11 protein-coding genes are annotated in these 12,371 nt (G+C 52.4%); 2 read left to right on the forward strand and 9 right to left on the reverse strand.

Features of this window, described 5'->3' with window-relative positions:
* Positions 1-281: 281 nt before the first annotated feature.
* The 3 genes from secF to V0288_RS08570 are packed head-to-tail and all read right to left on the reverse strand — an operon-like array spanning position 282 to position 3,648.
* Positions 282-1,214, reverse strand: a complete 933-nt coding sequence (gene secF / locus V0288_RS08560) for a protein translocase subunit SecF (RefSeq protein ID WP_332864661.1) — start codon at positions 1,212-1,214, stop codon at positions 282-284.
* Between the two features lie 7 nt (positions 1,215-1,221).
* Positions 1,222-2,628: a protein translocase subunit SecD gene (gene secD / locus V0288_RS08565; RefSeq protein WP_332864662.1), complete on the reverse strand. Its 1,407-nt coding sequence runs from the start codon at positions 2,626-2,628 to the stop codon at positions 1,222-1,224.
* A 36-nt stretch (positions 2,629-2,664) separates the two neighbouring features.
* Positions 2,665-3,648 (reverse strand): alpha-ketoacid dehydrogenase subunit beta, encoded by a 984-nt coding sequence (locus V0288_RS08570; RefSeq protein WP_332864663.1) that lies wholly within the window; start codon positions 3,646-3,648, stop codon positions 2,665-2,667.
* A gap of 419 nt (positions 3,649-4,067) precedes the next feature.
* On the opposite strand from V0288_RS08570, the gene folB reads away from it, so the two are divergent.
* Complete coding sequence (gene folB / locus V0288_RS08575; protein WP_332864664.1) at positions 4,068-4,424, forward strand: dihydroneopterin aldolase; 357 nt, start codon at positions 4,068-4,070, stop codon at positions 4,422-4,424.
* Here folB and V0288_RS08580 read toward each other — a convergent pair.
* The 4 genes from V0288_RS08580 to V0288_RS08595 all read right to left on the reverse strand — a co-directional run bounded on the left by V0288_RS08580 (position 4,408) and on the right by V0288_RS08595 (position 9,023).
* Positions 4,408-4,953: an NADPH-dependent FMN reductase gene (locus V0288_RS08580; RefSeq protein WP_422661938.1), complete on the reverse strand. Its 546-nt coding sequence runs from the start codon at positions 4,951-4,953 to the stop codon at positions 4,408-4,410. The genes folB and V0288_RS08580 overlap by 17 nt on opposite strands.
* A gap of 116 nt (positions 4,954-5,069) precedes the next feature.
* Positions 5,070-6,977, reverse strand: a complete 1,908-nt coding sequence (gene dnaK, locus V0288_RS08585; protein ID WP_332864666.1) for a molecular chaperone DnaK — start codon at positions 6,975-6,977, stop codon at positions 5,070-5,072.
* 496 nt (positions 6,978-7,473) lie between these two features.
* Positions 7,474-8,505 carry an isochorismatase gene (locus V0288_RS08590; protein WP_332864667.1) on the reverse strand — a complete coding sequence of 344 codons (1,032 nt, stop codon included), beginning with the start codon at positions 8,503-8,505 and terminating at the stop codon, positions 7,474-7,476.
* A gap of 146 nt (positions 8,506-8,651) precedes the next feature.
* Entirely contained in the window at positions 8,652-9,023 is a 372-nt protein-coding gene (locus V0288_RS08595; RefSeq protein WP_332864668.1) for a hypothetical protein, read from the reverse strand.
* Positions 9,024-9,464: 441 nt separating this feature from the next.
* Between V0288_RS08595 and V0288_RS08600 the strand changes: the two genes are divergently transcribed.
* Positions 9,465-10,115, forward strand: coding sequence for a PEP-CTERM sorting domain-containing protein (locus tag V0288_RS08600; RefSeq protein WP_332864669.1), 651 nt, complete (start codon positions 9,465-9,467; stop codon positions 10,113-10,115).
* A gap of 45 nt (positions 10,116-10,160) precedes the next feature.
* Here V0288_RS08600 and map read toward each other — a convergent pair whose 3' ends face one another.
* Complete coding sequence (gene map / locus V0288_RS08605; RefSeq protein WP_332864670.1) at positions 10,161-10,925, reverse strand: type I methionyl aminopeptidase; 765 nt, start codon at positions 10,923-10,925, stop codon at positions 10,161-10,163.
* Between the two features lie 58 nt (positions 10,926-10,983).
* A complete protein-coding gene (locus tag V0288_RS08610; protein WP_332864671.1) occupies positions 10,984-12,249 on the reverse strand; it encodes a hypothetical protein in 1,266 nt (421 codons plus the stop codon).
* Positions 12,250-12,371: the final 122 nt, after the last annotated feature.

Genomic DNA, 12,371 nt, shown 5'->3' on the forward strand with positions numbered 1-12,371 from the left:
AAAGATAAATTTTCCGTATATTCGTGTTTAAAAGCGATTTATCTTCCTAAACATCGAATTTCTGAAATTTTATCCTGTAAAAATCGTTCGGGCGAGAAGTGTCCTGACTTTGATAGACCTCTGGCAAAAGTAAAATTGTCTCGAACTTTTCAGACAGAAAATACTGAGCTTTAAAGTTTTTACGGGCGTTCGTACAATTTATGTATCCTCCTTCCTCCTGACTCCTGAATACTGGCTCCTGTCTCCTGTCATGACCAGAGATTCGGATTTTTGGCAGGAGGCTACGCTCCTACCATCCGGGTTTTGCTCCCGCGGCCGCGCCACCACGCGAGGAGGGTACTGGCGATAAAAATACTCGAATACGCGCCGGCCGCGAACCCGATAATCAACGCGAGGGCGAAATATTTCAGCGTCGCGCCCCCGAAGAGGAAAATCGCCACGAGAGGGAGTAAGGTGGTTAAGGTCGTGTTAATCGATCGACTTAAAGTTTGCTCGACCGCGTTATCGACCACTTCATCGATCGGGAGATCGGGGGTTTTCTCCAGATTTTCCCGCACCCGGTCGTAGATAACTACCGTGTCGTTGACCGAAAAGCCCACGATCGTCAAGAGGGAAACGAGAAATAAACTGTCTACCTCTACCCCCGCGATCAGGCCCAACACCGCAAACACGCCGACGGTAATTAAAACGTCGTGAAACAGGGCGACAATGGCGAAAAAGGCGTAATCGCGTTGAAAACGGAAGCTGAGATACACGGCGATCCCGAAGAAAGAGACGATCAGCGCCAGTAAGCCCGATTGAAACAGATCCCGCCCGATCGTCGGGCCGACCGTATCTTCCTGACTCGTTTCTGGGTCGAATTTCCCGATTTTCTCGTTTAGCGCGGTTCTTAAGGTCGTTTTCTGGGTCTCGTCGAGGGTTTTCGTGCGAACCGAGAGGGTGTATTTATCCAACACCTGAATACTACTATTGCTCAGTCCTTCCTCGTCGAGAATTGCCTGCACCCGCGCGGTGGTTAATGGTTCCGAGCAGTTGTTCTGTTTGGCACAGGCGAGAGTCGTCTGAATTCTCGTTCCCCCCACGAAATCCAAACTCGGACGCAAGGGCGCTTGAATGGTGAACCAGGAGATGATCATCGCCAGGAGGCCGCCGATGGTTAACAGTGCCGAAAACGACCACCAGAAATTACGCTGTTTGCTCACGCGGAAAGTCATACTCACCTCACTGATTGACGGGTAGATTGGGGCAGAAAAGTTGCGGTTTCTGACGAACGCTCGGCACGTTTAACACCGTCAGGTACAGTAAGGTACGGCTACAGGTTAACGCGGTGAACATACTGATCGCCACGCCGATCGCCAGGGTTAACGCGAACCCTTTCACCAAACCCGACCCCAACCAGAATAGGGCGGCACAGGCGATCAGGGTCGTCACGTTACTATCGAGAATACTGGAGAAAGCGCGGTAAAAACCCGATTCCACGGCTCGAAACAGCGATTTTCCCGCCCGTAGTTCCTCGCGGGTACGCTCGAAGATCAACACGTTCGCGTCTACCGCCATCCCGATACTGAGGATAAATCCCGCGATACCCGGTAAGGTGAGCGTGACCCCGACTAGCGCGAAGGCTCCTAGAGAGAGAATCGTGTAGATAATCAGGGAAATGTCGGCGATCACTCCCGGTAAACGGTAGTAAACTCCCATAAAGATTAAAACCAACAGCAAGCCCACCAATCCCGCGTAGATACTGCGGCGAATGCTGTCCTGCCCCAAGGTCGCGCCGACGGTGCGGATCTCTTCCACTTTCACCGGGAAGGGGAGGGAACCGCCGCGGAGTTGGATGGCGAGGTCGTTTGCGGATTCGGCGGTGAAATTACCCGTAATAACGGCTTTTCCGCCGGTAATTCCCGTTTGGGCGAATTGGATATCGACCACGGGCGCGCTGACTAACTCGTTATCGAGAAAGATGCCGATCGTGCGTCCCGTCCCGGCGATCGCTTTGGTGAGGTCGGCGAATTTTTTACCCCCGTCCCCGTCGAAGGTGATCGCCACTTCCCAGTTCCTGCCCTGGGTAGAACTGATCTGGGCGTTTTGTAGGTTTTTCCCGGTCAATCCCACCGATTCAAACAGCGCGAGAATGGCGGCCTTCGATTTTTCGAGCGATTTTTCCAGTTCGGCGATCCGGGGGGCGTTTTTCGGGTCGTTCTGTTTTCTCAGCACTTCGAGTTCGGCTTGATTCTGCTGGAAAACCGTGTACTCGGCGCGGAATTCCCCGTCTGTCCCCTGTTTCTGCTGGCGGAATTCTAATTGCGCCTGCACGTTTAAGATCCGTTCGGCCTCTTTAGGATCGGTGACTCCGGGAAGTTGCACGATCACCTGATTTTTGGTATCGACGGTTTGCACGAGGGATTCGGAAACGCCGAGGGCGTTGACCCGGTTCTCGATGACGGTCTGTACCGCTTTGAGATCGTTGGGTTCGATCGTTTTCACCTGTTCGGTGGGTTTGACCTGCACCGTTAACTGGGTCCCCCCCCGCAGGTCTAAACCGAGTTGGAGGGGCAGTTTGATCAGGATGACGATCGAGGCTATCACGAGCGCGGCGATTAACAGTAACAGCCAGTTTTGTTTCTGCATAACTTCAGGGGAGAGGGGAATTTTTCCGGGAGGCGATTAGATGCGATCGCCGACCATTTTCTGTACGGCCTCGACGATCTGGGCCGGTTGAATGATCGTTAATCTCTCTAGATTGCCGTTGTAGGGCGTGGGAATATCTTGGGACGATAACCGGAGAACGGGCGCGTCTAGTTCATCAAATAGCTGATCGTTGATTACAGCGATTAATTCCGCCGCGATCCCGCCGGTTTTCATACATTCCTCGACGATAATCACCCGGTGGGTTTTCCGGATCGAGGCGGCGATCGTTTCTATATCGAAGGGTTTGAGCGAGATCAGGTCGATGATCTCGGGATCGTAGCCGTCTTTTTCGAGTTGTTTGAGCGCCTGTACACAGTGATGACGCATCCGCGAGTAGGTCAGAATCGTTACGTCTTCCCCCTTACGGACGATTTCCGCTTTGTCGAGGGGTAGAAGATACTCTCGATCGGGTAAATTGTCTTTCAGGTTATACAGCAGGACGTGTTCAAAAAACAGAACGGGGTTATCGTCGCGAATGGCGGATTTTAATAATCCCTTGGCGTTGTAGGGGGTGGAACAGGCGACGATTTTCAGGCCCGGAACCGCGTGGAAATAGGCTTCTAAGCGTTGGGAGTGTTCCGCGCCGAGTTGTCTACCCACCCCACCGGGGCCGCGGATGACCATCGGGATTTTGAAGTTCCCGCCGGAGGTATAGCGTAACATCCCGGCGTTGTTGGCGATCTGGTTGAACGCGAGGAGGAGGAAACCCATGTTCATCCCCTCGATAATCGGTCGTAATCCCGTCATGGCCGCGCCGACGGCCATTCCCGTGAAACTATTCTCGGCGATCGGCGTGTCGAGTATTCTCAGATCGCCGTATTTTTTATAGAGATCTTTGGTGACTTTATAGGAACCGCCGTAGTGACCGACATCTTCCCCGAGGACGAATACCGTCTCGTCCCGTCCCATTTCCTCGTCGATCGCTTGCCGCAGGGCGTTAAATAATAGGGTTTCTGCCATATTAATCTTGAACTAGGATATCCGCGTCCGAATCACTAAACTCTATATTGTACCGTTTCGGGACTCCGGAGATCTCTCGCGGAATTCAAAAATTGTCGTGTGGTTAAGGAGACAGGAGACAGGAGTCAGGAGTCAGGAGGGGGAATACAGAATAAAACCATCCAAAACTCTACACAAGAGCGATCTATCTCTTTAAATTGGAATTTGTCTCGATTTTCGATTCTCAAAAAGTAATCGCGCTTCAAGGTCTCGGGAGGATGGATCTAGGAGGCGTTAAGCTATCAGAGATCGGCTATTAGCTTTCAAGATATGAGTTTTTCAGCCTTAGCGACTATTTAAAAGCCATTGAAGGTCGCCGTAAACGCGCTGATTGCCGATCGCTCCAATTTTCGCTTTATTTTCACAAAAACCTAGAAATTATGGACAATATTCACGTTACGGGAATTCGCGCTTACGGGTACACGGGTTATCTACCGGAGGAACGGGTTTTGGGGCAGTGGTTCGAGGTGGATCTCTCGATCGAGGTGGATCTCTCGGTTTCGGGCGCGAGCGACGCGATCGAGGATACGATCGATTACCGTCGGGCGATCGAGTTCGTCAAACACCGCATTCAAAACGAGAGATTCGCCCTCGTGGAGAAACTGGCCACCGCGATCGCCGAGGATATCCTAACGCTCGATCGGGTTCGATCGGTTCGGGTGCGACTCTCGAAACCGGCCGCCCCGATTCCCGATTTCGGCGGGAAAATCACCATCGATATCACTCGATCGATCTGAGTTTCCGGGTATTCTCGACCAAACTTCTTGCGAAAGTGTCCAGACGTTCCGATAGCTTCTCGTCGATCAGTTTCCCGTCGTTATCGAAGGCTTTCCACGCTTGGCCGATCGCCACCTGTTCCGGGATCACCCAGGCGTGAACCCAGCGTAAAATCACCCTAAGATCGTTCAGGGCGTTATTGTTCGATTGTCCGCCCAAAACGCTGATCGTGCCGGCTACTTTGCCCGATAAATGCTCGAAACTGAGCAGATCTAAAGCGTTTTTCAGTACGCCGCTCACGCTCCCGTGATATTCCGGCGTGGCGAGAATTAATCCGTCCGCGGATCGAACCGCGTGGCGCAATTTCTCCACGTCCGGATAGTCGGGATACTCGTCCCCCCCGTCGCAGAAGGGTAGGGAAAGTTGCCGTAGATCGAGAAGTTCTACCTCCGCGCCGAGTTTTCTCGCTCGATCGATCGCCTCTTCCAGCGCCCGCGCGCTATAGGAACCGTCCCGTAAACTGCCGCTAATACCGACGATTTTGACCATCGTTTTATTTAAACTCATAACGACTACGTTTAAGATAACAATTTTTCTCTCCGATCGACAACAAAAAGGACACGATCCGATCGTGTCCTCATGTCCTAAACAACTAATTCAACTACTTACTTGGCATCGGAGAATTCCGCGTCGATCACGTCATCGCCACCGCCACCGGTACCCGCGCCACCCGCGCCACCCGCGCCACCATCACCGGGGCCGCCGGGCGCGCCTTGTTGGTATACACTGCTACCGATGCTGTAGAGGGCTTGCTGGAGTTCCGGTAAGAGTTCTTTGATCTTGTTGTCGTCGTCGGCCGCGACCGCATCCTTGAGGTTTTTGATCAGTCCTTCCGCTTTCGTTTTGTCCGACGGGGGAACTTTGTCGCCGAGTTCTTTTAACTGTTTCTCGGCCTGGTAGACGAGAGAATCGGCCTGGTTCTTGCGATCGATCCGTTCGCGACGTTCTTTATCGGCCGCGGCGTTGTTTTCCGCCTCGTTCACCATGCGTTCTACCTCGTTTTGCGGCAGGGTAGAGGCTCCGGTGATGCTGATCGACTGTTCTTTGCCGGTTCCTTTATCTTTCGCGGTCACGTTCAAGATCCCGTTCGCGTCGATGTCGAAAACCACCTCGATTTGGGGAACACCGCGGGGCGCGGGAGGGATACCGTCGAGACGGAAAGTTCCGAGACTCTTATTATCGCGGGCCATTTCCCGTTCGCCCTGGAGGACGTGAATTTCCACGTTGGTCTGACCGTCTACCGCCGTCGAGAACACTTCCGATTTTTTGGTCGGGATCGTCGTGTTGCGGGGGATGATGCGGGTCATGACACCGCCGAGGGTTTCCACACCGAGGGAGAGGGGGCTAACATCGAGGAGAAGGATATCTTTCACTTCCCCGGCGAGAACACCACCCTGGATCGCCGCGCCGACCGCGACCACTTCATCCGGGTTGACGCTTTGGTTGGGGTCTTTGCCGAGAACCTTTTTCACCACCTCTTGAACGGCGGGAATCCGGGTCGAACCACCGACGAGAACTACCTCATCGATATTCGCCTTGTCGATCTTGGCATCGCGGAGGGCGTTTTCGACCGGGACGCGACAGCGATCGATCAGGTCGGCGCACAGTTCCTCGAATTTCGCTCTGGTGAGGGTCGTATCGAGGTGTTTCGGCCCGTCCGCGGTAGCGGTGATAAAAGGAAGGTTAATATCCGCTTGAGATACGCTAGAAAGCTCGATTTTGGCTTTTTCTGCCGCTTCGGTCAGACGTTGCAGGGCTTGTTTATCCTGACGGAGATCGATACCCTCGACTTTTCTGAATTCATCGGCGAGATAATCGACGATTTTTTTGTCGAAGTCGTCACCGCCGAGGTGGGTGTCACCGGACGTGGCTAACACTTCAAACACGCCATCACCGACTTCTAGAACCGATACGTCGAACGTACCACCGCCGAGGTCGAAAACGAGGATCGTTTCGTTGGCTTTTTTATCTAACCCGTAGGCGAGAGAGGCGGCCGTGGGTTCGTTGATGATGCGGAGAACCTCGATCCCGGCGATTTTGCCCGCGTCTTTGGTGGCTTGACGCTGGGAGTCGTTGAAGTAGGCGGGAACGGTGATTACCGCCTGGGTAACGGGTTCGCCGAGGTATTTACTGGCATCTTCCACCAGTTTGCGGAGAACCTGCGCGGAGATCTCTTCCGGCGCGAATTGCTTGCCTTGCGCGGGACAGTCTAATTTAACGTTACCGTTGCTGTCCTGGAGAACTTTGTAAGAAACTTCGGTCGCTTCGTTGGTGACTTCGTTGAATTTGCGTCCGATGAAGCGTTTGACGGAATAGAAAGTATTTTGCGGGTTCATCACCGCTTGACGTTTGGCGATCTGACCGACGAGGCGATCGCCGTTCTTGGCGTAGGCGACGACCGAGGGAGTGGTTCTAAATCCTTCCGCGTTGGCGATAACGGTGGGTTTGCCCCCTTCCATTACGGCGACGCAGGAGTTAGTCGTCCCTAAGTCGATTCCAACTACTTTTCCCATGACTTTGCGCTGCTCCGATACAAACTAAATATTGACTGCTAACGGGAACGGTACGCGGCGATCGGGGCGATACCCACTCCACCGGTTCCTTCGTTATCTCTATAGTGCTAAATAACCCCGCGTTCTCGATAGTGTAGGTATCCGAACCTGATCGGTAGTGTTCGCGCTTAATCCTGGCGGGAGAGGGAGAATACCGAATTTCTGAACGTCAAGAGCGGGGAAAAGGGGAAGGGGAAAGGGGAAAGGGGGAAGGGGGAAAGGCTTATCCATCTACCTTAGCCCGCGCGCGGAATTGAGAATTTTTCGTGTTTCGCGTGGATAAGGAGCCAGGAGGAAGAGTAAAGAATGTTGTCGATCGAATCCCGCCGATTTATCCCCTCGCGCCATTCGTACATAGAGGTTTTCTGCAATTTATAACGATAATCTTCTTTCTCCTGGCTCCTGACTCCTGATTCCTGACTCCTGACTCCCTAACCACACGAAAATTCGGATTTCTTTAGAGGGATCGATCGAGATCCGTGGATTTAACTACCCGCATTCCCGCGTCGGCGAAACGTCGGTAGGCGGCTTCCGCCGCTTCGGTAAAGTCGATCACTCCCGGAACGACGACCGGGGAACTACAGTCTTCGAGGAGAACGATTTTCTTGACAAATTCGGGTTCGTGTGCTGTGGACTGTTTCCATAAATCCTCGATCGACCAGGCGACGCAGTGACTTTTCGCCTGTCCCGCGATGATGATTTTGTCGAATGCTAGTAATTGCTGGAGGAATGGAAGGTTCTCGCGGGCGATCGCTTCCCCGCGCTCGTTTTCCAGCACTTCCGGGCGTAGAACCGAGTAATTTTCCGTGAGGGGATTACCGCCTTTGAGTTCAAAGAGCGGTTGACTCTGCCGGGCGATCGAGTGGAAAAAGATCGCTTCCTCGATCGAGGAGACGACCGCGTGACCGATTCCCCCGAGCATGGAATGGTAGGGCCAGACGGTTAGTAAATATTTCCCCGTTTTCTCCAGTTCGCGGGTGTAGTGTCGGGCGTAATCCTGTAGGGTTCGGTAATCTTGGATTCCTAACGCGTCCATTACCGCGGGATTGACGCGCCATTTTCCGGTTTCCACGTCCTCGGTAGTGATGAGCGTCATCGGGTTCGGGTGTTCCCCGTCCGCATCGATCCAGAAAATCGGGTGGAAGATCTGCATGGCGCCGTGGGTGTCCAGTGTCACCGCGATCCGGGTGACGCGATCGAGGTGGTGATAGATGAACTCGCAGATCCGGATCGTGTCCTCGATCGCTCCCGTCCCCGACCGACCGCCGACAAATAACTCGAAGTCGGGTAAACAGAAGGTATTCTGTGGATCGATGAGTAATAGGCAAATTTTCTCGCTATCCTCACTAGACGGGGTAATATTGTACTTTCTCGCGTGTTCCGTCGCCTCGATCGCTCGCTGTTGGTAGGGAACGCGCCAGACTTCCCGGGCTTTCCGGGGATCGAAAAACGGGGGGACGGGTAACATGGTGATCTCGTTATGGTTCATGTCACCATAATAGCCCGCGGTTCTGAAAATGTCATTCGTTGGAGGATCGGCGAATCCCTCGATCGCCAAGACTGGAAAATTTGATTTAAAAGGTTCCTTTCCCTGGTTTTCGGTGGGCTACACTTCGCTAACCCACCCGACGGTTTTTAACGGACTCCCGCGGGAACTTTCGCGGTTAGACGGGACATTAACTCGGCGGTTAAATCGTCTTTACTACGATGGGCTTCCCAAGTCCCGGTAACGAGGTTTTTAATCTGCCAATCCCCGGACATGGAATCTTCATCCTCGGCCACGATTCCGGTGTAGGCGACGGAATGGCCGATCCCGCCTAGATAGGTTTTGGTGAAAGAGATCCGCCGGCCGATGACTTCCCCGGCGAGAGTCGCCTCACCGAGATAACCGTCATCGAGAATATTGCCGCTGAGGGTATTTTCCCCCTGTACCAGAGTCATTTCAAATCGCGTCGGTTGACCTTCCTGCCAGTAGGTTCCTAACCAAGTCCCGCTCAGGTTACTCATGGTGTTCGCGTCCGTGACTGTTCGATCGCCATTATGACCGATCGAACGGGAGGACGATTCACCGACGGACGGACTCGATCGAATCGATCGCTACAAAAATTATTTTGTCTAGCACATTTTAATTAAATTCGAGTAAAATAAAGTATTTTTTGATATTTACGCGGTAAATATTGCGATAAATTAATTTTATATTACGGCTCGTGACAGTTTTTGACACCGATGTTACTTTTCATGCTAATCTAGCGTCTGTTTAAAGTTTCGGCTGTCTCGGGGTTACGGCAAAAAATCAGATCAAGGGCGCCGTAACAAGCCGGTGTGGAAGGGATTAAAAGCGTACACCACCTTAAAACGTGTTCGGCGAATACTTCGGCGAATACATTTTAAGCCCATATACAAGAGAGCCATTTTTTCCTACTTTCTTGTTTTGTGGAGTCAATTTAGATGATGCTATCTGCTACCGTAAAATCTTTCGCTTTAGCGGCTGGAACCGCTACCTTCGTTCTCGGAAGCCTTTCTTCCGCGCGAGCCTTCACCGTTTACACCGATCGGGCGGCGTGGCAAGCGGCCGTTGATGCGCTTAACGGTGTCACCACCACCGATACTTTCAGTACCGATATCGGTTCGGCACAATCGATCCTTTTAGATTCGGGGATTACTTCGACCAATTCCCCCGAGGTCACTCTTCCCAACGCCTTCAATAATAACTCCGTTTCCGGCGGCGTGTACCAGAATGCCGCGGGAGGCGCTACCGCGTCCGCCACGATCACTTGGGATTTTCCAAAATCCGTGTTCGCCTTCGGTGCCGATTTTATCAGCGCGAACTCTAATGGATTAACGTTATCGGGCAATTTCGACGGTCTGGGAATTCAAAACATTTTGGTCAATAACACTATCGGTGGCGCGAATGGATTTTTGGGTGTTATCGGTACCGCGAATTTCAGTTCGATCTTTTTTAGTAGTGGGAATGGTGTGGTCGATGGTTTTAGCATCCAAAACGCTTCTTTCTCGTCCACTCCCGAACCGGGGACGGTGATGGCGTTGGGAATTCTCGGTGGCGGTTTATTCTTAAGCCGTCGCGACAAACGCGGGTAATCTCGCGACACGGGGAGTCGGAAAATCGGACTCCCCCGATCGAGTTTAATCGGAGAGGGTGAGGATCTCTACCCCGGATTCCGTGACGGCGATGGTGTGCTCGAATTGCGCGGACAGTTTGCCGTCCTTGGTAATCGCCGTCCAGCCGTCTTTTAGGAGAATATGTTCCCACGTCCCCTCGTTGATCATCGGTTCGATGGTGAATACCATGCCGGGGCGAATTTTTTTGCCCTTGCCCCGCGTCCCGTAGTGGGGAACCTGCGGGCCGGTGTGGAAGACATTGCCGATACCGTGACCGACGAAATCCCTCACGACGGAAAAACCCTGCGCTTCGGCGTATTCCTGGATCGCGGCACCGATATCGCCGATTTTGCCCCCCGGCGTTACCGCGTCGATGCCTCTTTGTAGACATTCGCGCGTCACCTCGACTAATTTTTTGGCGATGGGGGAGGGGGTTCCCACGAAAAAGGTACGCGAGGTGTCGCCGTAGTAGCCGTCGAGAATCGGGGTCACGTCGATGTTAATAATATCGCCATCTTGGAGAACTCGATCGGGGCTGGGGATGCCGTGACAGATCACCTCGTTAATGCTGGTGCAGATGGATTTCGGAAAGCCGTGATAGCCTAGTGGCGCGCTTTTCGCTCCCTTCGCGCGCGTCCAGCGCTCGGCTTCATCGTTGAGTTCTAGGGTGGTGACTCCCGGTTTGACCATCGGCGCGAGGTGGTCGAGGAGTTGTGCCGCTAATCGTCCGGCGCGTCGCATTTTTTCGATTTCCCGCGAGGAAAGTAACGTGATCGTGTCGTTGCCCATGCCGTTTTTTTCGCTCTAAATCCGTTATTTACATTTCTTCATTCATTATCGTAGCAAATTACGGGGTTTCCGATTCCGGTTCGAGGGGGGTTCGGAAGGGTTCGATCGCTCTCTCCAGCGCGGTGAGAAAGGCCTGACAGTCTTCGAGTCGCTGGAAGGGTTCGAGGACGATCGTTCTGTCCCGGCCGATAATCAGGATGGCGAGTTCGGGCTTTTGAACGAGTAGAACGGCCTCGATCGTACCGGTTTTCAGGCGATCGATCCGCCGGTTGTCGATGGCGTATTTGACCTCGTATTTATCGATCGTGACGTGTTTGGCGCGACTTAACCGCCAGCCGCGATAGATCATCCATCCTAGGGCGAGAAATAGGGTGGCGAAACCGAGCGGGCTGTGACCGTAAAGTACGCCTTTAAAAATATCGGGAAAATAGATCGTGGTTTCTTCACCGCGGGAGTTATTCGCCGCGATGATCGCGTCGAGAACCTGACCGAGATTAGCCATGAAATTGGTCATCAAGATCGCGAATAGAAAAAAGCCGGAATCTTGCAGGATTTTTCCGAACAGCGATCGGTTGTTTTTCCATCGCCATCGCGTGATCAGATGAATTTTGTCTTTTTTTCGGATACTTCGTAGGGAGGAATCATCGATGAACGCGCTAATTCCTAGATCTTCCTCGCTATACTTTCCGTATCCCTGACTACTGGAAAAAAAGACGTTAGCGGCGAATAAATCTCCTAATTCACGGGCTTTCTGGAAAATTTTCCGCGCGTCGGCATCTTCGTGAACGATCAGATCGGAACCGTCCCAAAAGCGGAGTTCGATCTGCCATACTTTCCCGAATTTTTCCTGAAAGGCACCCCCGTAGACGATCTCTCGATCGATGGCGATTCCCGCTACCTGTCCGGCGATAAATTCGGATTTCAAGAGTTTTTTCGAGGAGGCTTTGCGAGACCAAGTAATTTTATCTTCGTCGTCTTTCAGGAGAGTTACGGGAGTGTAATATTTACCGGTGACGTATTTTTTTCGAGCGGTGTAGTAATCGATAAACCAGAGAATGAAGAATAGGGAGAGTAAGATAGGCAGATAGATTTTTATTCGATAGGTTAGTAAGGCAGAAATCCAGAAAGCCACGAATAAAACTAATGAGGCGAATTCATTTTTTACCTTGCGATTATGGATTAATTCATCCCAGATTAGTTTGAGTAAAAAGTTATACAGTGTTTTATAGGTTTTCTGGATCTGGACGAGGGGAAAGAGAAAACGCGCGTAGAGATTTAACGTCGGGTTGAGAATCTGGCCGGTAAAGATAGGCGTTTCGGACATGGGTTCGATCGAGGTCAACGGGGGCTATGTTACTACTGTACTCGATCGCTCTCGGGAACGCGACGGGGTTTCGCTCGATCGATGGGTGTCTTGGCCTGTTCGATCGTCGTATTATTACGGTG

It is taken from the genome of Pannus brasiliensis CCIBt3594 (assembly GCF_036688125.1).
Lineage (GTDB): Bacteria > Cyanobacteriota > Cyanobacteriia > Cyanobacteriales > Microcystaceae > Pannus > Pannus brasiliensis.

Excerpts from the sequence above, each read along its gene's own strand:
- secF (WP_332864661.1), bottom strand. The coding sequence starts at position 1,214 with ATGACTTTCCGCGTGAGCAAACAGCGTAATTTCTGGTGGTCGTTTTCG.
- secD (WP_332864662.1), bottom strand. The coding sequence starts at position 2,628 with ATGCAGAAACAAAACTGGCTGTTACTGTTAATCGCCGCGCTCGTGATA.
- V0288_RS08570 (WP_332864663.1), bottom strand. The coding sequence starts at position 3,648 with ATGGCAGAAACCCTATTATTTAACGCCCTGCGGCAAGCGATCGACGAG.
- folB (WP_332864664.1), top strand. The coding sequence starts at position 4,068 with ATGGACAATATTCACGTTACGGGAATTCGCGCTTACGGGTACACGGGT.
- V0288_RS08580 (WP_422661938.1), bottom strand. The coding sequence starts at position 4,953 with ATGGTCAAAATCGTCGGTATTAGCGGCAGTTTACGGGACGGTTCCTAT.
- dnaK (WP_332864666.1), bottom strand. The coding sequence starts at position 6,977 with ATGGGAAAAGTAGTTGGAATCGACTTAGGGACGACTAACTCCTGCGTC.
- V0288_RS08590 (WP_332864667.1), bottom strand. The coding sequence starts at position 8,505 with ATGAACCATAACGAGATCACCATGTTACCCGTCCCCCCGTTTTTCGAT.
- V0288_RS08595 (WP_332864668.1), bottom strand. The coding sequence starts at position 9,023 with ATGAGTAACCTGAGCGGGACTTGGTTAGGAACCTACTGGCAGGAAGGT.
- V0288_RS08600 (WP_332864669.1), top strand. The coding sequence starts at position 9,465 with ATGATGCTATCTGCTACCGTAAAATCTTTCGCTTTAGCGGCTGGAACC.
- map (WP_332864670.1), bottom strand. The coding sequence starts at position 10,925 with ATGGGCAACGACACGATCACGTTACTTTCCTCGCGGGAAATCGAAAAA.
- V0288_RS08610 (WP_332864671.1), bottom strand. The coding sequence starts at position 12,249 with ATGTCCGAAACGCCTATCTTTACCGGCCAGATTCTCAACCCGACGTTA.